The 23,767-nt window shown below is 71.1% G+C and carries 19 protein-coding genes; 8 read left to right on the top strand and 11 right to left on the bottom strand.

Annotated elements, in window-relative coordinates; all coding sequences use genetic code 11:
- Positions 1-66 precede the first annotated feature (66 nt).
- Positions 67-1,536, bottom strand: coding sequence for a PQQ-dependent sugar dehydrogenase (locus tag WME83_RS06475; RefSeq protein WP_437318373.1), 1,470 nt, complete (start codon positions 1,534-1,536; stop codon positions 67-69).
- Positions 1,537-1,613: 77 nt separating this feature from the next.
- Between WME83_RS06475 and WME83_RS06480 the strand changes: the two genes are divergently transcribed.
- The 3 genes from WME83_RS06480 to WME83_RS06490 are packed head-to-tail and all read left to right on the top strand — an operon-like array spanning position 1,614 to position 4,710.
- Positions 1,614-2,417 carry an EboA domain-containing protein gene (locus WME83_RS06480; RefSeq protein WP_437318374.1) on the top strand — a complete coding sequence of 268 codons (804 nt, stop codon included), beginning with the start codon at positions 1,614-1,616 and terminating at the stop codon, positions 2,415-2,417.
- A gap of 22 nt (positions 2,418-2,439) precedes the next feature.
- Positions 2,440-3,324 carry a TatD family hydrolase gene (locus WME83_RS06485; RefSeq protein ID WP_437318375.1) on the top strand — a complete coding sequence of 295 codons (885 nt, stop codon included), beginning with the start codon at positions 2,440-2,442 and terminating at the stop codon, positions 3,322-3,324.
- Between the two features lie 12 nt (positions 3,325-3,336).
- Entirely contained in the window at positions 3,337-4,710 is a 1,374-nt protein-coding gene (locus WME83_RS06490) for an alkaline phosphatase family protein (RefSeq protein WP_437318376.1), read from the top strand.
- 33 nt (positions 4,711-4,743) lie between these two features.
- Here WME83_RS06490 and WME83_RS06495 read toward each other — a convergent pair whose 3' ends face one another.
- The 3 genes from WME83_RS06495 to WME83_RS06505 are packed head-to-tail and all read right to left on the bottom strand — an operon-like array spanning position 4,744 to position 8,182.
- Positions 4,744-5,625, bottom strand: a complete 882-nt coding sequence (locus WME83_RS06495) for a UbiA family prenyltransferase (RefSeq protein WP_437318377.1) — start codon at positions 5,623-5,625, stop codon at positions 4,744-4,746.
- Between the two features lie 2 nt (positions 5,626-5,627).
- Positions 5,628-6,965 (bottom strand): metabolite traffic protein EboE, encoded by a 1,338-nt coding sequence (gene eboE, locus WME83_RS06500; RefSeq protein ID WP_437318378.1) that lies wholly within the window; start codon positions 6,963-6,965, stop codon positions 5,628-5,630.
- On the bottom strand, positions 6,962-8,182 hold the full coding sequence (locus WME83_RS06505; RefSeq protein WP_437318379.1) for a 3-dehydroquinate synthase: 1,221 nt from the start codon (positions 8,180-8,182) through the stop codon (positions 6,962-6,964). Before WME83_RS06505 ends, eboE begins: the two co-directional genes overlap by 4 nt.
- 254 nt (positions 8,183-8,436) lie before the next feature.
- Between WME83_RS06505 and WME83_RS06510 the strand changes: the two genes are divergently transcribed.
- From WME83_RS06510 to WME83_RS06525, 4 genes are all read left to right on the top strand, one after another.
- Positions 8,437-9,039, top strand: a complete 603-nt coding sequence (locus tag WME83_RS06510; protein ID WP_437318380.1) for a polysaccharide biosynthesis/export family protein — start codon at positions 8,437-8,439, stop codon at positions 9,037-9,039.
- Positions 9,040-9,041: 2 nt separating this feature from the next.
- Positions 9,042-10,523 (top strand): oligosaccharide flippase family protein, encoded by a 1,482-nt coding sequence (locus WME83_RS06515; RefSeq protein ID WP_437318381.1) that lies wholly within the window; start codon positions 9,042-9,044, stop codon positions 10,521-10,523.
- Between the two features lie 163 nt (positions 10,524-10,686).
- The gene (locus tag WME83_RS06520) at positions 10,687-12,021 is read left to right on the top strand and encodes a nucleotide sugar dehydrogenase (protein WP_437318382.1); all 1,335 of its coding nucleotides are present in this window, start codon (positions 10,687-10,689) and stop codon (positions 12,019-12,021) included.
- Positions 12,022-12,430: 409 nt separating this feature from the next.
- Positions 12,431-14,125: a SpoIIE family protein phosphatase gene (locus WME83_RS06525; protein WP_020733221.1), complete on the top strand. Its 1,695-nt coding sequence runs from the start codon at positions 12,431-12,433 to the stop codon at positions 14,123-14,125.
- Positions 14,126-14,210: 85 nt separating this feature from the next.
- On the opposite strand, the gene WME83_RS06530 is transcribed toward WME83_RS06525, so the two are convergent.
- The 5 genes from WME83_RS06530 to WME83_RS06550 all read right to left on the bottom strand — a co-directional run bounded on the left by WME83_RS06530 (position 14,211) and on the right by WME83_RS06550 (position 20,352).
- Entirely contained in the window at positions 14,211-15,590 is a 1,380-nt protein-coding gene (locus WME83_RS06530) for a hypothetical protein (protein ID WP_437318383.1), read from the bottom strand.
- A 190-nt stretch (positions 15,591-15,780) separates the two neighbouring features.
- Entirely contained in the window at positions 15,781-17,628 is a 1,848-nt protein-coding gene (locus WME83_RS06535; protein WP_437318384.1) for a hypothetical protein, read from the bottom strand.
- Positions 17,621-19,183 carry a GumC family protein gene (locus WME83_RS06540; protein ID WP_437318385.1) on the bottom strand — a complete coding sequence of 521 codons (1,563 nt, stop codon included), beginning with the start codon at positions 19,181-19,183 and terminating at the stop codon, positions 17,621-17,623. Before WME83_RS06540 ends, WME83_RS06535 begins: the two co-directional genes overlap by 8 nt.
- A 285-nt stretch (positions 19,184-19,468) precedes the next feature.
- Entirely contained in the window at positions 19,469-19,768 is a 300-nt protein-coding gene (locus WME83_RS06545) for an STAS domain-containing protein (RefSeq protein ID WP_044985570.1), read from the bottom strand.
- Complete coding sequence (locus WME83_RS06550; RefSeq protein ID WP_437318386.1) at positions 19,765-20,352, bottom strand: ATP-binding protein; 588 nt, start codon at positions 20,350-20,352, stop codon at positions 19,765-19,767. Before WME83_RS06550 ends, WME83_RS06545 begins: the two co-directional genes overlap by 4 nt.
- A gap of 65 nt (positions 20,353-20,417) precedes the next feature.
- On the opposite strand from WME83_RS06550, the gene WME83_RS06555 reads away from it, so the two are divergent.
- Positions 20,418-21,149, top strand: coding sequence for a sugar transferase (locus WME83_RS06555; protein ID WP_044985571.1), 732 nt, complete (start codon positions 20,418-20,420; stop codon positions 21,147-21,149).
- 103 nt (positions 21,150-21,252) lie between these two features.
- Here the strand turns inward: WME83_RS06555 and WME83_RS06560 are convergent, their stop codons facing one another.
- Together WME83_RS06560 and WME83_RS06565 are read right to left on the bottom strand one after the other, a co-directional pair.
- Complete coding sequence (locus WME83_RS06560; RefSeq protein ID WP_437318387.1) at positions 21,253-22,629, bottom strand: O-antigen ligase family protein; 1,377 nt, start codon at positions 22,627-22,629, stop codon at positions 21,253-21,255.
- Between the two features lie 122 nt (positions 22,630-22,751).
- The gene (locus WME83_RS06565) at positions 22,752-23,717 is read right to left on the bottom strand and encodes a hypothetical protein (protein WP_437318388.1); all 966 of its coding nucleotides are present in this window, start codon (positions 23,715-23,717) and stop codon (positions 22,752-22,754) included.
- Between the last annotated feature and the right edge of the window lie 50 nt (positions 23,718-23,767).

The following is a 23,767-nucleotide window of genomic DNA, read 5'->3' on the forward strand; positions in this document are numbered from 1 at the left end:
CAAGCTGCTCTTCGGACAGCGTGAACCCACGATGAACGGCGTGACGGCCTCGCGGCGCGGGACGACCTATTCCGGATCGATCCGGAAGATCCTGCCGCCGTAAGAGACGATGTAGAGCTCGCCCGCGGCGTCCTCGCCGAAGGAGGCGAGGCCCTCGATGGTGCTCACGGAGTTGAGGTCCTGGCTGAGCTGGGTGCCGAGATCGGTCGGGCTCGAGGGCGTGGCGACGCCGTCCCGCCAGGTGAACATCCACACCCGGTCCGACGCGAAGTCCCCGTACAGGTACTTGCCCCGGAGCGCCGGGATCTTGCTGCCGCGGTAGACGTAGCCGCCGGTGATCGAGCCGTCGCCGTTGTCGTGATCATAGCGCTTGACGGGCGGCGTGATCATCGGCGAGGTGCACTCGATTCCCTGGTCGCTCTGGAGGCAGACGTCCCCCTCGGTGACGCTCCAACCGAAGTTCTTGTGGCCCTCGCCGCGCGGCTGGACGTTGATCTCCTCGAACAGGCGGCCGCCGACGTCTCCGATGTAGAGATCGCCCCGGCAGCGGTCGAAGCTGAAGCGCCACGGGTTGCGCAGCCCGTAATTCCACACGAACGGGTCTCCGCCGGCGACGTTCCCGGCCGGGGGCGTCGGGTGGTTGTCGACGTCGACGCGGAGGATCTTCGCGTACTTCACCTCGATGTTCTGCCCGTTGTTGTCCGGGTCCGGATTCGAGGTGTCGCCGCCGCCGTCGCCGACGCCCACGTAGAGCATTCCATCGGGACCGAACGCGAGCATCCCGCCGTTGTGGTTGCCGACCAGCACCGGGAACGAGAAGAGCTCGCGGACCTGCGCCGGCTCCGCCTGATCCGGATTGGACGCCGAACGCTTGAACTCCCGAAGGGCCAGCGTCCTCGACCTCGTGTTGTGGTAGACGAAGAACCGCCCGTTGGTCGCATATTCAGGGTGGAACGCGAGCCCGAGGAGACCTCGCTCATCCTCGTCGTACTGGATCTGCTGGACCTGCGCGGTGATATCGAGGAACGGGGTGCTCTGCACCACGCCTCCGCTGATGAGCCGGATGGTCCCGCCCTGCTCCACCACGTAGAGGCGGCTGGCATCTTCCGGCTCGCTCGTCACGAACACGGGACTACGCAGGCCGCTGGCCACCTCGGTGAGCTTGAGCGGCGGCACGGTCCCGCCCGGCTCGTCGCATTCGATCGTCCCACTCCCGCCCGCGCCGGTTCCGGTCGTCGCGCCGGCGCCCGACCCCCCCGTTCCGCTCGTCGTCGCCGCCGGACCGCCTCCGCTGCCCGTCGTCGCCGCGGAAGCGTCCGTGCCCGTCGTGGCGCCCGTGCCGGAGCCCGAGCCCGGCCCCGAGCCCGGACCGGTGGTGGCGCCCCCCCCCGTGCCGGTTCCGCCAGGGCCGGCTCCTCCGCTGCCCCCTGATCCGTTATTTTCATCGCCCCCGCACCCATTCAAGGTGAAGCTCAGACCGACGACGGCGGCCGCGATGGGCATGAAAGACAAAAGGAAACGCTTCTGGTCCATCATGCCGTAGGAGACTATCCGAACAACGCGCCCCTTGGTATAAATTTCCACCTCATGGCGCCGCATCTCCGACGTCGCGATTGTGCGCCCAACCGGGAACGGTGAACGCAACTACAATGCAAGACGCTTCCCTACTGCTGCTCGAAATCCTGTCACGCCGGATTCCGTCTGCGGCCGGCTCCTGGCGAGAGCGCGTCGAGCAGGTGACCGGGATTGGTGCGCGCGCCCGGCTCGTGCGCGAGGCGCCTGATGCGGTGGCCGGCGAGACGTCCACCTGGTTCGATGTCGACCACTTCCTGTCGACGTTCACCGCCGCAGCGCGCGCGCTCGGCAAGGCGCCGCTCGCGCTTCAAGCGGACGAGCGCGACGCGCTGGAAGCGGCGTTGGGCTCCAGGGCGGTGGAGGGCTGGCGGCTGGACGAGCTGGGCCGGGTGACCCTGCTCGCGCTCGTGTCGAGGCGCCTGCCCGAAATGGAGGTCGAGTCGCTGCTCTGGACTTGCTATCAGCAGGGCGATAGCCGGGAACGGCAAGCGCTCCTGCGGGCCCTGCCGCTCGTGACCGGCGCGGAGCGCCTGCTTTCGCTCGCGGTCGACGCGTGCCGCACGAACGAGCTGCCCGTCTTCGAGGCGATCGCCTGCGAGAACCGTTACCCGGCGGCGTATTTCCCGGACCTCAATTTCAACCAGATGGTCCTCAAGGCCATGTTCATGGGCGTCGCGCTCGCGCGGATCGTCGGGCTGGAGCGGCGCCGAACGAGCGAGCTCGCCAGGATGGCAGAGGACTTCGCGAGCGAGCGGAGGGCGGCCGGCCGGAGCGTCCCGGCGGACATCGGCCTGCTCACGCCGGAGCACGAGCACGAGCGCGCGACGCGCATCCCCGAGTGAAGCGCCCGAGGCGGAGGGACCAGTGAAGCTATTCGATCCTCATATCCACATGACATCGCGGACCACGGACGACTACCAGGCGATGGCCGACGCCGGCATCGCCGCCGTCCTCGAGCCCGCGTTCTGGCTCGGGCAGCCCAGGACGCACGTCGGCACGTTCGAGGACTACTTCGCGTCCCTGCTCGGCTGGGAGCGCTTCCGGGCCAGCCAGTTCGGCGTCCGCCACCTCTGCACGCTGGCGCTCAACCCCAAGGAGGCGAACAACCCGCGCGTCGCGCAGGGCGTCATCGATCTCCTACCGCGCTACCTCGACAAGGAGGGCGTGGTCGCGGTCGGCGAGATCGGGTTCGACGACATGACGCCCGAGGAAGAGAAGTACTTCGCCCTGCAGGTCGAGCTCGCGCGAGCGCACGATCTCCCCATCCTCGTGCACACGCCTCACCGCGACAAGAAGCGGGGGACCGAGCGGACGCTCGCCCTGGTGCGGGAGCTCAAGTTCCCCGAGGAGCGCGTGCTCGTCGATCACAACAACGAGGAGACGCTGCCGCTCGTGCTCGCGACCGGCTGCTGGGCCGGCCACTCGATCTACCCGAACACGAAGATGGACGAAGACCGGATGGTCGCGCTGGTCAAGAAGTACGGCGCGGAGCGGATCCTGATCAACAGCGCGGCGGACTGGGGCGTGAGCGACCCCCTGAAGGTGCCGAAGACGGCGGCGCGGATGCGCGAGAACGGGATCGCGGACGAGGTGATCCAGCGGATCGTCTGGAAGAACCCGCTCGCCTTCTTTGCGCAGAGCGGCCGGCTCGATCTCGCGGAGTTCGGGGAGGCGCCCGCCGTGGACCAGCGCGCGCTGTTCGAGGGCAACTCGGTCCTGCGCGGGCAAACGCCTGTCGTGCAGGGCTGACCGAGCGCGCCCATGCACCGCACCGTCGTCCTCAACGTCGTCGGGCTCACCGGCGATCTCCTCGGCGACGCCACGCCGAACCTGCAGCGGCTCGCGCGCGAAGGGGCGATGCGCCCGCTGGAGACCGTGCTGCCCGCGGTCACGTGCACGGTCCAGTCGACCTTCACGACAGGCCTCCTCCCGAGCGGGCACGGCTGCGTCGCCAACGGCTGGTACTTCCGCGACATCGCCGAGGTGAACCTGTGGCGCCAGGCGAACCAGCTCGTGGCGGGGGAGAAGATCTGGGAGGCGGCGCGCCGCCGCGACCCGACCTTCACCTGCGCCAAGCTGTTCTGGTGGTACAACATGTACAGCTCGGCCGACTACGCGGTGACGCCGCGGCCGATCTACTGGGCGGACGGCCTCAAGCTGCCGGACATCTACACCGAGCCGGCGTCGCTGCGCGATGAGCTCGTCTTCCGGCTGGGCGAGTTTCCGCTCTTCAACTTCTGGGGCCCGAACGCGGATATCCGGTCGACGGCGTGGATCGCGCGGTGCGCGCGCCACGTGGTCGACACGCGGCGGCCGACGCTGACGCTCGTCTATCTCCCGCACCTCGATTACAACCTCCAGCGGCTCGGGCCGGACGATCCTGCCATCCAGGACGATCTGCGCGCCGTGGACGCGGTCTGCGGCGAGCTGATCGACCACGCGCGCAAGGACGGGGCGCGGGTGATCGTCCTGTCCGAATACGGCATCACGCGGGTGTCCGGGGTGGTGCACATCAACCGGGCGCTCCGGGAGCACGGCCTCGTGCGCGTCCGGGTCGAGCGCGGGCTCGAGAAGCTCGACGCCGGCGCGTCCGAGGCGTTCGCGGTGGCCGACCACCAGGTGGCGCACGTCTACGTGCGCCGCCCGGAGCGCGTCGCCGAGGTGAAGGCGCTGCTCGAGGCGCTGCCCGGCGTGGACGTCGTCCTCGACGAGGAGGGCAAGCGCGCCGCCGGCCTGGATCATCCGAGGTCCGGCGAGCTCGTCGCCGTCTCACGCGAGGATCGCTGGTTCAGCTACTACTACTGGCTCGACGACGAGAAGGCGCCCGAGTACGCGAGGACCGTCGATATCCACCGCAAGCCCGGGTACGACCCCGTGGAGCTGTTCGCCGATCCCGCGCTGCGCGCCCTGCCGGCCAGCGTCGCGTGGCGGCTGCTCAAGAAGAAGCTCGGGTTCCGGTACCTGATGGACGTGATCCCGCTCGACGCCGGGCTCGTCCGGGGATCTCACGGGCGGCTGATCGAGGGGCCCGGGCGGGGACCCCTGCTCATGTCCAGCTGCGGTTTGCTGCCGCCGGGGGAGAGCGTCCACGCCACCGACGTCGGCAAGGTCATCTTGAGCCACCTGTTCGATTGATCGGCGGGGCGGGGGCCCGCGCCCCCCGCTGCCTCACGTCCCCCGCACCACCCGCTGCATCGCCAGCGTCAGCGGGAATCCCAGCAGCGACAGCGCCGCCGCGCCGCCGGCGCCCGGCGCCCCGGTCCTCGCGATGAGCACCGCGTCGAGCAGCGATATCCCGGCGATGAGCGTCACCACGGCGCGCGGGATCCGGTCCTTCCGCGTCCCCCGCAAGAGCCTCACCGCGTGGATCACGCAGCCCGCGAGCGCGCCGTACGCGATCGTCCCCAGGAGCCCCGTGAGCGGCGCCCCGAGCGTGTAGAGGAACGGCACCGCCATGAAGCCGAGCGCCCACAGGCTGCGCACGGCCAGCAAGTTCTCCTGCTTCGCGATCGCCGTCAGCCCGATCAGGTAGAAGAGCAGCGCCATTCCCCCGCCGAGCACCGCGCTCCCGAGCTGCCCCCCCGCCGCGAGCGCCGCCGTCCCATAGACCAGCACGCGGCACAGCCCCATGAGCGCCGGGCTCAGCGGATTCCCCTTGTGCCAGGCGTCGTACAGCACGATCGCCCCCGCGAGCAGCGCGCTCGCGACGGCCGGCGCCGCGCCCCGGCCCGCGAGGTGCGCGTGGCCGCCCACGAGCAGCACCCCCGCGCCGAGCAGGCCGTACCCCACCGCGAACACCTCGCGGGCGCTCACCAGCCCCGACGGGATCGGCCGCTCGGGCCGCTCGCGCGCGTCGATCTCCCGGTCGAACGCGTCGTTCAGGAACATGCCGCCCACGTACATGAGCGACACCGCGAACCCCACCAGCGCCACCTCCGGCGCCCGCACGCCGGCCCCGGACAGCGCCATGCCGCACAGCACGTTCGTCCAGACCGTCGGCAAGTTCGAGACGCGGCCGAGCCGCAGATACACCCGCGCGCGTGAGCTCATCGTCACACCCCCTCTCCGCGGCCAGCGCCGACGACGCCGTCATCGCCGCTCCCTTCCGCCACCATCCGCTCCTCCACCCAGCGGAGCTCCCGCGCCACCGCCTCGACCACGCCGCCGCGCCGCTGATCCTCCGGCAGGACATCCCAGGTATAGGTCTCCACCTCGAGGTGCTGCGTCGCGGGCACCTCGCGCAGGTGCGACAAGAGCGCCGCGAGCTCGGGCTGCGTCGTCGCGAGCGCGCCCTCGAACCCCCGGAAGATCGGCATGTGGAAGTGGATGCGCCACTCCTCCGGCCGCGCCTCCGGCGGCGCCGCGCTCGCGCGCTCGAGCGCCGACAGCGCCTCGGGCAGATCCAGGTAGCGGACGAGCTCGCCCCCGGCCGCGCCGCCGCGGCGCTCGACCACCTGGTGCAGGTAGACGACGTCCTCCGCGTACGCCCGCAGCCGCGCCATCGTCGCCGGATCGCGCTCCGCCACGCGCGCGCGCAGCCCGGCGCTGATCTGCACCTTGTGCACGCCGACGCCCGCCGCGCGGAGCGCCGCGAGCGACGCCGGCGCGTCCTCGAACTCGACCGCCATGTGGCACGCGTCGAAGCAGAGGCCGAGGTGCACGCGGAGCGCCTCCTCGGCGGCCGAGAGGCTCATCCCGGAGAGCGCCGCGAGCTCCCGCGCCCGCTCCCGCGCGAACACGTGCTCGGTGAAGAAGCCGATCGCCTCGGGCGTCGTCTCGAGGAAGCAGCGCGGCTCCGGCTCGAGCGCCAGCGCGACGCGCTTGCCCGTGCGGCGGCGGAGCTCGACGAGGTGCGCCGCGTGCTGGACCAGCCGCCGCGCCATCGCCTCCGCGTCGTCCCGGCCGCGCACCCGCGGCCGGAACGCGCCGGGCACGGTGCTGACGCTGCCCATCAGGCCCTCCTCGGCCGGCAAGAGCGCGGCGAGGAGCGTCGCCAGGAGGTCGCTGTACGCGAGGCGCTCGTCGGAGAGCCAGTCCGGCAGGTACACGCGCTCCTTCACGGGCGCGCCGTGGAACCGGCCGTACGGGAACCCGTTCAGCGTGAACACGTACAGGCCGTTTCGCTCGAGAAAGTCGCGGAACGCCTCGAGCTCCGCCGGCGCCGCGAGCTCCGCCGCCGCCCGCGCGGAGAGCCGCAGGCCCACGCCGCATCGGCGGCGCTCGCCGGTCCCCGCGCGCGCCGCGCCGCTGCCCTCCGGTCCTCCGGCCGCGCGCGACACGATCTCGAGCAGGTGCGTCTCCAGGCTCCGCTTCACCTCGGGCCACGTCTCGCCCGGGTGGATGTTCGTGCAGTAGGTGAGGTGCGGCGCCCCCGCGCACGCGAGCCTCACGACCGCGCCGCCCCGGCCGCGCCGGCCGCCGCGAGCGCGCCCCGCCGCCCGGCGCGCTCGCGGAGCCGCGCGATCGCCGCGACGATGTGCCGCTCGTCCATCGCGTGCACCTCGCGCGCGCGCCCCACGTCCTCGAGGAGCGTCACCGTGAGCTCTCCGCCGAGGTGCTCGCGGAACTCGTCCAGCCCGTCGAGCACGCAGAGCCGCTCGCCCCGCTCGCCGCCCGGCCGGGCGAGCGCCAGCGCGTCGTCCCACAGCGCGAAGCCGAGCGCCTCGAGCGTCGAGACCACCGCGGCCGACGTCGCCTCGCCGCACAGGCCGGCGAGCTCCGCGTACAGCGTGTCGATCGCGATGCCGATGGCGACCGCCTCGCCGTGACGGAGCCGGTGCCTCGTGAGCGACTCGAGCTTGTGCGCGGCCCAGTGCCCGAAGTCGAGCGGCCGCGCGCTCCCCAGCTCGAACGGATCCCCCGCGGTCGCGATGTGCTGGAGGTGGATCTCCGCCGAGCGGCGCACGAGCTCCGCGAGCGGCGCGAGCGCGCCCGACGCGAGCGCGGGCGCGTGCTCGGACAGCCACGAGAACAGCCTCGCGTCCCGGATCAGCGCGACCTTCACCGCCTCCGCCATCCCGGCCACCTTGTCGCGCAGGGGCAGCGTCTCCAGGAAGCGCGGGTCGATCATCACCGCGAACGGCGGGGCGAACGTGCCGAGCAGGTTCTTCTTCCCGAACGCGTTGACGCCGTTCTTCACGCCGACGCCGGAGTCGGCCTGCGCGAGCACCGTGGTCGGGACGCGCACGACCCGCACGCCGCGGTGCACCGTCGCGGCCGCGTAGCCGGCCATGTCGAGCACCGCGCCCCCGCCGACGATCATCACGAACGACTGCCGATCCATCCCGAGCGCGTCGAGCCTCGCCTGCAGCGCCGCCGTCGCCGCGGCGTCGTTCTTCGCCGCCTCGCCGCCGGGCACCACGATCGGATCGGCCGCGAGCGCGAGCCTGTCCGCGTGCGCGCCCACGTACCGCGCGATGTCCTCCGCGAGCGACGGCCACGCCGCGGCGACGCCGCCGTCGATCACCGGCAGGACGCGGTGGCGCCGGCGCGGCTCCTTCGAGGCGATGGCGGACGCGAGATCGCCGTTGCTCGGCGAAAAGACGCCGTCCGTGAGGTAGACGGGGTACTCGAAGGGGACCGCGATCCGTTGGAGATGAAGCAGCATCAAAGCCGAGCTTTGAGAGCGGCCATCGGGCCGTCAAGCTCGTTCCGCGCGAGGATCCGGCGCCCTGCCGCAGGATGAAAACTTCCCCTTGGCGGCGGACGGCCTTCCTGCAATGCTGGCCCCGCTCGTGAGCTGCGCGGCCCCACGGCCGCGATCGCCTCGTGATCGCAACCCTGTACTGCCTGACATCCTCCTCAATGCAGACGCCCATGGAAGGCACAGCCCGTCCCACGAAACGGTCCTTCATGAGAGGAGTGCTTTTGACAGCAGCGGCAGCCCTCGCGCTCGCCGCGCTCTCGGCCGGGTGCGCGCCCACGTACGTCTACAACCCGGCGAACTACGCGAAGGAGTACGATCCGCGCAAGCACGAGTACGTGATCGGCGTGGGCGACCAGCTCCGGGTCAACGTGTGGCGCATGGCCGACCTGTCGAGCGATGCGCTGGTCAGGGCCGACGGGTACATCACGATGCCGCTCATCGGCGACGTCTACGTCTCCGGCAGGACGCCGACCCAGGTGCGCGAGGAGCTGAAGAAGCGGCTCTCCGAGTTCGTGAAGGACGAGACGGCCGTGATCACCGTCGCCGTGACCGGGATCAACAGCTACCGCTTCGTGGTCAGCGGAAACGTCGCGCGCGCCGGCACCTTCAACGCGAACTACTTCGTCTCTGTCTCCGAGGCGCTCGCGATGGCCGGCGGCCCGAACCAGTTCGCCTCGACCGATCAGATCCTGCTCATCCGCATGGATAGCCCGGGCAAATTCCGGCACATCCCCATCAACTACGACGATATCGCCTCGCGCAAGCGGCCCGAGCAGGATCTCGTGCTCAAGGCGGGCGATACCGTCTTCGTGCCCTGATCGTGGCCGGCTCCTCCGCGCTCGCCCGAAAGGCCGTCCTCGGCGCGGTCTGGACGATCGCCACCGGGCTCGGCTCGCGCGTCATCGGGCTGATTGGCACCCTCGTCCTCACCCGGTTCATCGCGCCGGACGTGTACGGCGAGGTCTCGGCCGCGTCCGTCGTCATCATGACGGCGCACTTCGTGTCGAGCCTCGGCATCGGCCAGTACATCGCGTCGCAGCCGCAGCTCGACCGCCAGACCGTCTTCAACGCCACCGTCTACTTCCACGTGGCGGGGCTGCTCGCCATCGGCGTCATCTACCTCCTGCGGGAGCCGATCGCGGTGCACCTCGTCGGCGCGCCCGGGATGCTCGAGTTCATGCCCGGGCTCATCGTCGCGATGATCATCGATCGGATCTGGTACGTCCCCGATCGCCTGCTCATCCGCGAGATGCGCTTCCGCAGCGTCAGCCTCCGCAACGCGGCCGGCGAGCTCACCTACACCGCGGCGTCGGTCCTCCTCGCCGTGCGCGGCTGGGGGGGCAACGCCATCGTGGTCGCGACGCTCCTGCGCGCCGTCGTGCGCGTGGTCACCACGGTCCCGGCGGTGAGCCTCGCCGAGTGGCTGACGCCGAGCCCGCTGTCGCGCGAGAAGGCGCGCGACCTGTTCGCCTTCGGCATCCCGCTCAACTTCGGGTCGCTGGCGAACTTCGGGGCCTCGAAGTGGGACAACCTCGTCATGATCCGGCTGTTCGGCGAGCACGTCGGCGGGCTCTACAACCTCGCGTGGAACCTCGCCGACATCCCGGCCTCGCAGGTCGGCGAGCGCATCGGCGACGTGCTCGTCCCGTCGTTCTCGAAGCTCGAGCCGGAGCAGCGCAAGGCCGCCCTGGTCCGCGCGCTCACGCTGCTCTCGCTGCTCATCTTCCCGCTCGCCGTCGGCCTCGGCGCGGTCGCCCCGACGATCCTCAACGACACGTTCTTCAACGATGCGTGGGAGCCGGCCGGCCCGCTCCTCGCCGTGCTGTCGGCGCTCGGCGTCACCCGCCCGATCGGCTGGGTCATGTCCTCGTACATGCAGGTCTACGGCCGGACGCGCGCGATCATGGTCCTGGAGTGGCTCAAGGTGGTCGCGATCGTCGGCGCCATCGCGCTGCTCGGCACGATCGGCGGCGTCCTCTGGGCGTGCGCCGGGGTCGGCGTCGCGTTCGGGGTGCACGCCCTCGGGAGCCTCTGGGTGGTGAAGCGCGCCGACGGCGTGCCGTACATGCGGCTGCTGCGGCCGCTGGTCCGCCCGCTGGTCGCGTGCGTGCCCATGGTCATTGCTGTGCTCGCCGTCCGTTACGCCATGCGGTCGCTCGGCGAGATGCCCCGCGGCTTCCGCCTCGGCGCCGAGGTCCTCGCGGGCGCGCTCGTCTTCGCCGGCTCCGCGCTGGTCATCGCGCGGCAGGCGTCGCGCGACTTCCTCCAGCTCGCCCGCGAGGCGGTGCGCCGCCGTCGCTGACGTGTGACGCGCGTCGCCGGCCTCCGGCGCTCCCCGGCCGGCCGCTGGAACCTTTTCGACAATCGAGCGAAATTTGGGGGCCTGTGGTAGCGTCGGGCCCCACTCTTCAACATGGGTCGGGATCCGCGTGGCGGCTCCCCTCCACCACTGGAGATCAAAGGAAATGGCAGAGACGCATCCCGCTGCGGTCGAGAGCCTCCTGGCGAAGATCAACTCGCGCGAAGCCCAGGTGGGCATCATCGGCATGGGCTATGTCGGCCTGCCGCTGGCGCTCACGTTCATCGAGAAGGGCTTCCGCGTGCTGGGCTTCGACGTCGACCCCGAGAAGGTCACCGCGCTCAGCGAGGGGAAGAGCTACATCAAGCACCTCGATCCCTCGCGCGTCGCGGCGGCATCCAAGACGGGTCGGTTCGAGGCGACGGCGGACTTCGGCCGGCTCAACGAGCCCGACGCCATCCTCATCTGCGTCCCCACCCCGCTGACCGCCCAGCGGGAGCCCGACATGAGCTACGTCGTCATCTCGGCCCAGAAGATCAAGGAGCGGCTGCGGAAGGGGCAGCTCGTCGTCCTCGAGTCGACCACGTACCCCGGCACCACCGACGAGCTGGTCAAGGGCATCCTCGAGCAATCAGGCCTCCGCATGGGCGAGGATTTCTATCTCGCCTTCTCGCCCGAGCGCGAGGACCCGGGCAACCGCGATCACAGCACCGCGACCATCCCGAAGGTCGTCGGCGGCGTCGATCGCGCGTCGCTGGTCCTCTCGCAGGCGCTCTACTCCCAGGCGATCGCGCGCACCGTGGCCGTGTCGTCGGCGCGCGCGGCCGAGGCGGCGAAGCTCACCGAGAACATCTTCCGGGCCATCAACATCGCCCTCGTGAACGAGCTCAAGGTCGTCTACGACGCCATGGGCATCGACGTCTGGGAGGTGCTCGACGCCGCCTCGACCAAGCCGTTCGGCTTCATGCGGTTCAACCCGGGCCCGGGCTGGGGCGGCCACTGCATCCCGCTCGATCCGTTCTACCTCGCCTGGAAGGCGCGCGAGTTCGGCGTGTCCACGAAGTTCATCGAGCTCGCGGGCGAGGTGAACGTCGAGATGCCGCACTACGTCGTCAACAAGCTCCAGCTCGGGCTGAACGAGCGCGGCAAGCCGATGAAGGGCACGAAGGTCCTGCTCCTCGGCGTCGCCTACAAGAAGGACATCGACGATCCGCGCGAGAGCCCCGCGTTCGAGATCATCGAGCTCCTGCGCCGTCTCGGCGCCGTGCTCAGCTACCACGACCCGCACGTGCCCAAGCTGCCGCGCATGCGCACCTGGCCGCACCTGCCGGAGCTCTCGTCGGTGCCCCTCAACGAGGACACCCTCAAGAGCCACGACGCGGTCATGGTCGTCACCGATCACTCCGTGGTCGACTACGACTTCGTGCTCAACCACGCCGCCCTGATCGTCGACGCCCGCGGCGTCTACCGCAACGTGCACCCCAAGGTGATCAAGGCCTAGCCGAGGACGCCCCGAGCGGCACGCCGGCGCGGCCTGCCCGCGCCGGCGCCCGCCCGCGGGCGCGCTCGCGCCACGTCGCCCGCCCCGTGCGCCGCGCCTGCTGGCGCGAACGGGGGCGGGGGCGCCGGCGGGTGCGGCGGTTTGGTGACCGGGCACCCATCGGCGCCCGTCTCGCCGCCTTGTCGGCCCGCGCCGCGCCGTGTCGCGCAACGCCCGCGCCATCGGCGCCGCGGCGCGGAAACGCTCGCGGCGAGCGTCCCGCGAGCGTTTCAACCGTGGCCTTTACGTACGCGGATCTCGCCGCGCTCGCGAAATCGCGAGCATCCCCTTGATGTCAGGGCGCCGGTTCGGTACCCATCGAAGACGGTCCATGTCCACGCCGCCGCCCATGGTCGGGCCAGGTCGAACGATGTCGCCTGCAGATGAGAACCTGGGCCCTGCGCCGTCGAGCTCGGATTGGAAGGGCCACCTGGAGATCCGGCTCGGCGACCTCCCGGGGACGCGGCGGCCGCTGACCGAGTCGCACATCGTCATCGGCAGGGCGCCGGGCGTGCAGCTCACGCTCGACCACTACACGGTCTCCCGGCGCCACGCGGAGCTCTTCTGCGATCCGTTCGGCCGGTGGTGGATCCGCGACCTCGGCAGCACCAACGGCACGCTCGTCAACGACGAGCGGATCAACGAGAAGGTGCTGAAGCCGGGGGATCGCATCGGGATCGGCGACTACATCCTCGAGTTCCAGCTCACGGCGCGCGCCCCCCGCGTGCCGCTCGATCCGGGCGGGCTCCATTTCGAGGAGGACAAGCCGACCGCGATCCGCAAGCTCGGCGAGCTCGACCCGCCGCGGATCGCCGCGAAGCACCTGTTCACCCTGATGGACCTGTCGCGGCGGCTCCTCAGCATCGAGGACGCCACGGACCGGTTCGACGCGCTCTGCCAGCTGATGGTCCGGGAGGACTTCCACGGCAGCATGGCGCTCGCGCTGCGGCTCCGGCAGAACGGCGCGCTCACGATCCTGTCCGGGCCGCACCGCCCGTTCCAGTCGCTCCGGCGTGAGGACTCGGTCGCCCCGCCGTACATCTCGCGCCGCGTGCTCGCGGCCGTGCAGGACACGCGCGAGCCGGTGCTCGCCGGCAACCTGGTGAGCGACAGCGCCACGGTCGAGCTCACGATGTCGCGCGACGTCATGGCGCTCTGGGTCGTCGCCTGCCCGCTGCGGGTCGAGGAGCAGCTGATGAACCTGCTCTACGTGACCCTGCCGCCCGACTTCGGCAGCGTCGAGTGGCTCGGGCTCATCGCGCTCGCGGCGGAGGTCTACCAGCAGGCCGAGTCGGCGTGGGAGGCGCGGCGCCACGCGCAGGCGCACGCGGCGATCGAGCGCGAGCTCGAGATGGCGCACCAGATCCAGCGGACGTTCGTCCCGAAGCGGCTGGAGTTCAAGGCGCTCGACGTGGCGCTCGGCTTCGAGCCGTGCCGCTGGGTCGGCGGCGACTACGTGGACATCGTCCCGATGCCCGACGGCCGGCTGATGCTCGCGGTGGCGGACGTCTGCGGCAAGGGGCTCCAGGCGGCGCTCATCGGGTCGAGCGTGCACACGATGGTGCGGGCGACGGTCGACGCCGGCCGCGGCATCACGGGCATGATGGACCGGCTGAACGCCTACCTCTGCGAGTACCTGCCCGAGCAGTCGTTCGTGACGATGGTGGCGGTCGCCCTGGACCCGGCGACGGGCCGCATGGAGTGCGTCAACGCGGGGCACCCGCCGGCGCTGGTGGCGACCGCGGAGGGCGGCCTGCGGCACCTCCAGGCGGCGGTCAACCCGGCGCTCGGGATCGGGCCGGTGCCCATGGAGGCGCACCAGAGCGTGCTCGCGCCGGGCGAGGTGCTCGCGATGTACACGGACGGGCTCACCGAGCTGCGGAACTCGTCGAAGCAGATGCTCGGGCTGCACGCGCTCGGCACCGGCTTCGCCAAGCTGTGCGCGGCGAGCGCGGGGCGGCCGGTGGCGTCGATCGCCGACAAGCTCACGCAGATGCTCGAGGAGTTCCGCGGCGACCAGCTGCCCGAGGACGATCGGGCGTTCCTGCTCGCGCGGCGTACCTGACCCGAGGTCCTGCCGAGCTGCTCGGCCCCCTCCCCGGGGGCCTACAGTGGGCGCGTGACCAGGGACGAGCGTCGGCGGCGCGGCGCTAGGGCGTGGCGTCGTTGGCCGACGGCTCCGTGCCCTCGGGCGGCTCGATCGGCGTGGGGTCGCGGTGAGGCGGGCCCACGGGGCCCGCGGAGCCGAACGGCTGCGTCATCGTGATGCGCGAGCCGGGCTCCATGCGCCGCGGGAACGCGCCCGACACGGACACGAGGACCGCGTTGCGGACGATGCGCGTGTCGGGGAGCTCCGACGTCCTCGCCTCGGTGTGCTGGTTCGTGTGCTGGTACCGGAGCGCGAGCGCGAAATCCGGGATGACGACGACGGGGCTCCAGAGCAAGGCCACGTCGGTGACCACCGCGATCGTCGTCGGCCCCGTCACGAGCTCCCCGGCCGCGTTCGCCTCGAGCGGCTGCGCGATCTGGCCGCCGGCCGAGCCCTCGACCGACAGGTGCCACGCCGGTCGGAGGGGCGCGGCGGCGCGGAGCGTCAGCTGGTGCGAGAGCTGGATCTGCTGCAAAAAGACGTTGGGCGTGGCCGTGTAGGCGTACGCGAGCTCGCCCTCGCCACGGTCGTGCGTGTAGCGCAGCGCCGCGAGCCCCGCCGGCCGCACGAGCGAGTCGGCGCCGCCGGTCAGGTCCGTCGCGACCACCCCGCCGACGTCGAGCTGGCTCGAGAAGCGGCGGCCGAGGTCGTGCTGCCAGCTCGCCACGAGCGTGGTCAGGAGCTGATCGCGATCCTCGACCGTGTCCGCGGTCACCGGGACGTTGTCGAAGTGGGTGTAGCCGACCGAGAGCGCGCCGGACACGGTGTCGTGGCGGAAGATGCGCTGCGCGCTCAGCGTGTTCGACACGGTGTACGTGCGCTGCGGGAGGTCCTGGAGCGGGTTGTAGACGAGGAACGTCGCCCCCTGCCCGAGCGCCCAGACCGGCGACGGCTGGAACGAGAACCCCTCGTTGAACGACGCCTGCACGAAGTTCGTCGTCCCGCCCGCGGTGCCCTGGATCGTCGTGGTCCCCGGCGTCTGCTCGAGCTGGAAGGTGTTGAGCTGGCCCTGCGACCCGGCCGCGCCGAGCGTCAGCGTGGTCCTCGGCGACGTGACGAAGCGGCCGGACCACATGGCCATGTTCGAGTACGAGCTCGCCTCCCAGTGCCGGAAGAAGAAGCTCGCCGAGAACGTGTACGACAGCGTCTGCGAGGTCCGCGGCGTCGTGTAGGTGAAGATCAGGCCGGGGCTCACGGTCCCGAAGCCGTCGGCGTCGGGGCCGGGCCCGGCCGGAGGCTCGGCCGCCGAGCTCACGTTGTCGGTGACGCCGATCGAGCCCGTGAAGACGCCCTGGAGATACGCGTCCTGCGCTCGAGCGTCGTCGTGGGTGAGGATCGCGCAGCCGAAGGCCGCGACCGCAATGCCTCGTCCGGAGCGCATGAGGGCCGCAAGGTAACAATGGAGCCGGCGCTCGGCTACGGCTCCTCGACCTTTCGAGCAGGGAAGCCGCGGGCCGCGCGCCGAGTTTCCTCGGGGCTCCGCCCCGGACCCCGGCGTCCGCTTCGCGGCCGCGCTAGTTCCTCTAGCTCCGCGCGTCAGCAATCCCTGGCGGGATTTCTGACACGCGGAACTAGGCGTCGAGCAGGACGACACCGAGGATGGGCGCCGGCCGGAGCTGCTCGATGGCCTGGCGGATCGCCTTGCGGGTCGACTTCTTGACCAGCGACGTCAGGATCACGCCGTCCACCGAGTCGCCGATCACGTTCATGTCCATGCTGCCGAGCACGGGGGGCGTGTCGATGATGATGTACGAGTAGCCCGCGCGCTTGAGGCTCTCGATCGCGCTCGAGAACGCCACCGCGTCGAGGATCGGCGGCCGCTCCGTGCGCGGGTCGACGGCCAGGATGTGGACCGGCGTCTGGAGGGAGAGCCTCGGGTCCGGCGACCTGCCGCCCGCCGGCGCCGCGTTCCGGTCCGACGAGTCGACGCCGTCGTCGCCGGGCGCCACGGCGGGCGCCGGCGCCGCCTGGTCGACGACGACCCAGGGGGCGAACCGGTCGGCGGCGTGGCGCTGGAGCTGCTCGCTGAAGCAGCTCGGGGGATCGAACCGCAGCGCCTTCGCGATGCCGGGCTGGCGGATGTTCGCCTCGACGAGGAGGATCTTCCCGCGGACGGTCTCGCGCAGGGCGAGCGCCAGGTTGATGGCGCACGACGTCTTGCCCTCGCCCGGCCCGGCGCTCGTCACGGCGATCGTGGTCCCGACGGCCGACGGCAGCTTGCGCCGGAGCGTCCGGTACGCGTCCGCCTGCGGCGAGTACGGCGCGTGGATCATCACGATGTTCGGATCCACGGCGTCCGGCAGCGGCAGCGGGCGCACGGTGACCTCGCCGAAGCCGCCCAGGCCTTCCTCCGGGAGCAGCCCGGCGTTCTCCGGGCCGCTCGGCAGCGAGCGCATGTGCTCGATGTGCAGCGACGGCGGCTCCTCGAACGTCGGATCCAGCGACTGCAGCTTCGCGTCCACGGCCTGCTGCGCCGGGGTCGACACCACGCGGTTGAAGATGAGCGACGGCGGCGACGAGAACGCGGCGGTGCCCGTGCGCTCCAGCGGCCTCTCGGGCGGCGGCTGATGCGGCTGCTGCGGCGGCGGCACCTCGCGCACCGTCACCTCGCGCGCGGCGCCCGGCACCACGCGGTCGAAGACGAGCGACGGGGGCGAGGGGAACGTCCCGCTGAACGAGCGCTCCAGGGGCGGCGCGCCCGCGGCGTGCGGCGCCGCTTCGCGGACGCCCACGTCGCGCGCCGGCGGCGCGATGACCCGCTCGATGGGCACCGGCATCGCCGGCGCGCCCGCCGCGCCCGGGCCGCTCGGCGCGAGCCCCGGGCTGCTCAGCGTGGCGCTCAGGTCGACGACGCGCGTCACCACCGGGGCCGCGTAGGGCCGCTCGGGGCCGGGCGGCAGCGCGGGCGCGGGCACGCCGTGCATCGCCGGGTGGCCGTGGCTGTGAGGCGCGCCGTGCTCCCCGTGCTCCCCGGACAGCCCCGCCAGGAACATCGCCGCCGCCTGGGGCGGCGACTTGAGCGGCGCCTGCATGCCGGGATGACCGGCCGCCGCCGGCCCGGGGCCGAGGCGCAGCCCCATCCCGTGCTGCCCCGCGTGCGGCAGGTCATGGCGGATGGTCGGCGAGTCGAACGCGGCGCCCGAGTCGTCCTGGCTCGGGCGCTCCGCCGAGACCACGTCCTCGGCGTCGTTCGCGAGGCGCAGGACGCGGGCGATCATCTCCTCGCGCACGTCTGGATCCGGCGCGATCGAGCGCCAGTTGCCGACCACGTTGCGGAGCCGGCGCGCCTCGATGACGAGGGCGCGGACCCGCGCGGTCTGCTCCGCGCGACTCAGGAAGTCGCAGACCTGATCGAGCGCCCGCTCCAGAGACGCGACCGGCGGGGGCTTTCCCGGCTCAGCTCCGCCTGTCTCAGCCACGGCGTCCTCGGGGCCCGCGCGCGTTGGCCGGCACGACGACGAGCACCGGAGCGAGCGCCATTCGATCGATATCTTCCATGTCGTAAACCCGATCGTCGAGCACGATGCCACGCGCCGCGGCAGCGGCGATCCCGGCCGCGACGGACACGAAGAGCCCCGCGATGGCGAGGATCAGCCGCGACGGGCTCGAGGGCGCGCTCGGCCTGTACGCCGGGTCGAGCACCTCGATCTGCGCCGAGTAGCCGCCCTGCTCCGAGCTCGCGGCCATCTCCGCGCGGAACGACTTGCCCTCGAGGTCGGCGAGCCGCTGCTGCGCCCGCGCCTTCTCGCGGCTGAGCCGCGACCACTCGGTCTCGGTGTTGATGATCGCCTTGGCCGTCTCGCTCGCGTCGGCCGGGTTCCCCATCTTCGCGCTCCTGCGCGCGGCGATCTCCCGCTCGATCTTCGCGAGCTGGGCCCTGATCTTCGCCTTCTCGGCCTCGTCGGTCGCGGCGACCTCCACGACCGGCTCCGGCGCGGGCGGCATGATGAGCGCCTCCTCGGCGCGCCGCAGCGCCGCCTCGGCGTTGCTCACGCGGGCGGCCGCGGCCCGGACGTCCGGGTGCTGCTCGGTGAACCGGGACTGCTTGTCGGCCAGGTCCCGCCGCGCGGTCGCGAGCTCCTGCTCGGCCTGATCCTTCTGGCGGACCAGCACGGGGGAGGGCGCGCCTCCGACGCTCGCCGCCACCTGCTCCGGCTTGCCGGTGAGCCGGGCCCGCAGGCGGGGCGCCTGCCGCTCGAGGGCCTCCAGCGTCGGGTCGGTGGTGGTGGAGCGGCGCTCCTGCGCGCGGATGGCGGCGCCGGTCTGCGCGCCGCCGGGCGCGGCCTGCTCGGCGGCGAACTCGGGGTGCTCGGCGAGGAACGCCGCGAGCTCGGTCTCCGCCTTCTCGACGTCCTGCTCGGCGCGCTTCAGCTCGGCGTCGAGGAACTCGTTGGTCAGCTTCGCCTGCGACCTGCGCATGCGCGTCGTCTCCTCGACGAGGATGTCGGCGAGCCGCTGCGTCACCTCCTGCGCCTGCTCGCGCGTCTCCCCCTCGGCCGAGATCGCGAAGGTGTCGGTCGAGCGGGCCTTGAAGGTGATCTTCATGCGGAGCCGGTCGACCGCGTCGACCATGCCCCGCTTCTCGAGGACGTCGGGGAAGAGGTTGAACTCGGTCACGACCTTCTCGAGGTTGGAGCGCGCGAGCAGCGTCTCCTTCAGCCGCGCGGAGAGGGTGCGGAGCGGGTCGGGCCCGTCCGGCCCGAGGTACGTCGCCTTCACGCCCTCCCGGTAGAAGATCACCGTCTCGGAGCGGTACGCGGGCTTCCTCGACTGCACGACGAGCACCGTGAACGCGATCCCCGCGAGCGCCACGAGCACGGCCACGTACCAGTGCGCCAGGGTCCGGTTGATCATCGCGCTGATGCTGGGCGGCTGCGGACCCGCAGGTCGCGCCGTCGCATCGACGGGAAGCGCCCCGAGCGCCTCCTGGGGCGGGAGAGGCCCGGAGGTCTGCTGGTTCATCTTCTTGTCCATTGTTCGCGCTCCTCGAAGGTTGCCCTTGCTCCGCCCGACCCGGAGAACGCGCACCTACGTCCGGCGGACGGCTGCCTATCGTAGACGTGCGCCGCCCGAGCGCCAGCTTGTTGCACGCGGCCCGCGCTCGCCGCACGCGGCCCCGCGCCGATCACGCCCCCGGCACACGCATGAGGCGGCGTGGCCAGGGTCACGGCGCGCGGCGTTCCCGTCCCCGCGCGCTCCCGTCCTCCCCGCGCGCGGGGCCGGCCGCTGCCGCGGGGACGAGCGCGCCGCCCCGGAGCGTCACGTGGGGAACACCCGATCGAGGCGCAGCAGGCGGAAGATGGCGCGCGGCTGATCCCGGAGGCCCACGATGCGCACCTGGCCGCCGTTGGCTCGTACCCGCTTGAACAGCGAGACGATGACGCCGACGCCGGAGCTGTCGATCAGCCGGAGCGACGAGAGCTCGAGCGTGATGTTCTGCCGGTTCTCGGCCACCAGCTCGTCCACCAACGTCCTGAACTCCGGTGCGGTCACCGCGTCGAGGGTCCCCTCGAACTGCACAACCGTCTCATTGCCGTTATCGGTCCGCGTATAGCTCATTGGATTTTGATTCCCCCAGCGGCGCGGGCTGCGCCCAAGCGGGAGACGCTCCGCATTCGGAAACTGCTCGTCCGATGCCCCGTCGCCTCGGCGAAATCGGCATCGGAATGCTCTTGTTCGCTGCTGCCTTCACTGCCGTCGCCGGCGATGCACGAGCTGCCCTCCCGCCGCTTCACGAGGCGGAGGACATTCGGGCTGCCGGGACAGTAATCGACCTCATCCATGAACGACTTGATGATGAAGAGCCCCATGCCGGACTCGGGGAGGTCGTCGATGGGAGGGTTGTCGATGGCCGCGGGATCGAAGCTGCACCCCGTGTCCATCAGGCGGATGACGATGCCGTCCGCGTCGGACTCGATCTCGATGTCCACGTCGCCGGGCGGGCCAGCCCGGTATCCGTGAATCGCGATGTTGTTGAACGCCTCGCCGAACGCCGAGACCGTCTGGTCCTCGAAGTCTTCCTGGGTCAGGCCGGGCGATCCGCCTTCGACCCTCCCAGGCGCGGCCATCTTGCATGCGGCCGCCACCACGCGGAGGGCGAGGTGGCGATAGGTCAACGAACCTGGTACGCGGAGTCGGATCACGCCCAAACCTCCATCCGAGCTTGTACCCTACCACGTTCTCGACTATGGGAGCCACAAGGTAAACAGTGACACCTGGCGTTCGTGTAGCGAAACGTGCGATCGACATCGCGGGCTCGCTCGTGGGTCTCACGCTGACCCTCCCGCTCTACCCGATCATCGGCGCGGCCATCTATCTCGAGTCGCCCGGGCCGATCTTCTACATGCAGCGCCGTGCGGGCATGCTGATCGGCACGGAAGTGCGGGATGGCGTGAGCTACCCGCGGTTCGTCGAATTCCACATGCGCAAGTTCCGTTCCATGCGCGTGGACGCCGAGAAGATGACCGGGCCCGTGCTCGCGCAGCAGGACGACCCGCGCATCACGCGCGTCGGGCGCTTCCTGCGCAAGACGCGGCTCGACGAGATCCCGCAGTTCTGGAGCGTGCTCATGGGCGACATGAGCATCGTGGGGCCGCGCCCCGAGCGGCCGGAGCTGCTCGTCAACCTGGCGCTCGCCATCCCGTTCTTCGAGGAGCGGATGCGCGACATCAAGCCGGGCATCACGGGGCTCGCGCAGGTGTCGCTGGGCTACACCGGCCGCGCCCCGGCGGAGAGCGAGGTCGCCGCGTTCGAGGCGACGCTGACGAACCCGTTCGGCCTCGAGGAGGCGGAGGGGGCCGAGGCCGACGACATGCGGATGAAGCTGCTGTTCGACCTCGCGTACGCCGCGTCGCTCGAGAAGCTCTCGACGTTCCTGTCGATGGAGCTCTCGATCATCCTGAAGACGCCGCTCGTGATGGTCCTCGGCCTCGGCCGCTGAGCCGTCGCGGCGCGCTCCGCGCCCGGCGCGGCCGTCCCAGCGCCGCGCGGCCGCCCCAGCGCCGAGCGCCGGCGATCCCCTTCGGGCTCGCAGGCGCGCGGAGCTAGGCCCGCTTGCTGAGCACGAAGATCACCAGCATGATGGCGACGTCGGCCAGGATGAGCCGGTAGACGTCGCGCTTCTCGAGCCGGATCGAGAAGTTCGGATCGACGCTCCGGATCGCGCAGTAGAGCGCCCCCGCGAGGCCGAAGTAGATCCAGAGCACGTAGTGGTACGTGAACGAGAGGAAGAAGATCCCGACCATCATCCCGCAGAACCCGGCCATGATCGCCATGGACCAGGCGCGGATCATCGCGAACTGGGCGCCGTGCTCGTACCGCTTGAGCGCGACCAGCGAGATCTTCAGCGTGAGGTAGATCATCGCCGTCCACGCGAACATCCCGAGCGGACCGAGCTCCGAGAGCGCGAGGAGGTACGCGTTGTGCGCGGTGAGCCAGTGGTGCTCCGTGAACTGGCGGAAGCCCGCGCCCATCAGCGGGAACATCCGGTAGATGATCAGGCCCTCGGCCAGGATCTCCGTGCGCTCGTTCGCCGACTCGTCCGCCTCGCCGCCGCCGCGGCCGCCGAGGAGCATGAGCGGCGCCGCGAAGACCGCGCCGAAGATCGCGCCGCGGACGCCGTACTTCTTGACGAAGTAGACGCCGAGCACCGTCGCGAAGACGAGCTGGCCGCCGCGCGACTGCGTGAGGATGATCGCGGTCGCGATCACGAGGAGCGAGACGAGGACCAGGAGCGCGCGCGTGAACGAGCGCTTCTGCTCGAACAGGGCGAAGCTGAACGGCAGGACGATGCCCGACGTGAGCGCGAGCTCGTTCGGATCCTGGAGCACGCCGCGCCAGCGCACCCGGCCGTTGATCGTCGACGTCTTGAAGAGGCCGACGCGCTCGCACAGGTACTCGGCCTCGGGATCGGCGCCGGGCCCCTCGCGGCAGTCCACGCGCATCTCGCAGGGCCGGCCGTCGGGGATGCCCGCCTCGCCGCGCGAGCCGCCGATGGTCTGCGTCATCGCGAGGCACTGGAACGACGAGAACCCCTGGTGCACGGCGACGCCCGCCACGAAGAGGCCCATGATGAGCACCGTGCCGGCGAGCTTCTGGAAGCCCTTGAAGCCCTCGGGGCTGTGCGCGATCAGGAAGAAGAGGACGAACGTCACGCTGATCGAGACGAAGCCCTCGGAGAACTCGGCGGGGTTCCGCAGGCCGAGCGTGAGCACGCACCAGAAGTAGACGACGATCGCCCAGCGCAGCTGCGGGGTCGCCTTCAGCCTGACCTTGCCCATGGCGAGGTCGAGCCCCATGCCCATGAAGGCGAGGGCGAGCCAGAGGTACAAGAACGGCAGGCTCTCGAAGCGCTCGTCCCACTCCTGGGGCCTGCCGTAGATGAAGATGATGAGAAGGATGACCCCGGGGAGCGCGAGCATGACGAGGGTCCTCAGCGAAGACGCGGTTCGGGTGGAGGGGGACGTTCCGGAGGATCGCGGCCCGCGTCAAGCGGCATGCGCCGGCGCCTCCCGGCGAGATCGCCGTCGCCGCGCGCGGGGCGCTACGGGGTGAGGCCCATGCGGCGCACGGCCTGGTTCAGGAACGGCACGAACTCGTCCGCGGCCCTCTCGTTGCCCTCGCGCGAGGGGTGGTTGTCGGTGTTCCCCTCCGAGCCGTGCTGCGAGAAGTTGGACTCGCCCTTGTTCGTGAGCACGTCGTAGTAGTCGAAGACGACGACGTTCTTCTCCGGATATCCGCTGAGCCAGCCCTCGGGCGACTTGACCCAGTTGTTGAACGAGCGGGCGAGGTCGGCCTGGCGCTGCGCGACCTCGGCCTCCGACGGCTTGCCGAGGATCTTCTTCGCGGTCCACTTCCAGGCGGGCTCCTTGGAGCGCTTGAGGATGTTGGCCGGGGCGGTCACGTAGACGAACAGCGTGTCCTTGCGCTTCGCGAGCTCGGGCAGGAGCGACGAGAGCGTGGCCTTCGCGTTCCAGACGGTCAGCTCCGGGCCGGCCGGGTTGCCGGGGGCGGCGCCCTCGCCGACGAAGCGGTTGTTCGGATAACAGGACTTGAAGACGACGATCCGGTTGACCACGCCGTCCGGGTGCGTCTGGTCGTTGAGCGCGACCCGGAGCACGCTGTCCATCCTGTCGCGGAACTTGGGCGCCCAGTGGAAGAGGTCGGTGTCCTCGCCGATCGCGCTGCCGTAAGAGGCCTCGTGGACGCGGTAGCCCTGCTCGATGAGCCTCTTCTTGAGGCCGCCGCCGTTCGGATGCGTCTCGTAGACGCACGACGCCTTCTCCTTCTCGGGGCCCGGCTCCGCGAGCAGCTGGCCGCCGACGGAGTGGTGGATGAACAGGAGATCCAGCGGGGCGCTGGGCGGGGCGCTCGAGAAGCCCGACAGGTCGAGCGAGCTGGCCTTCGCGATGGGCCCGGTGGCGGCGGGGGCCTTGCCCTCGATGGGGATGAACAGGGCGCCCAGCGCGACGAGGAATGCGCCGGCAGACACGAGGTGCTTCTTGCTCATGGCATCTCCGTGGAGGACGTGGGCAGGGAAGCTAAATTATCGCAGCGCGG

The sequence above is a fragment of the Sorangium sp. So ce385 genome, assembly GCF_051474135.1.
GTDB lineage: Bacteria > Myxococcota_A > Polyangia > Polyangiales > Polyangiaceae > Sorangium > Sorangium cellulosum_D.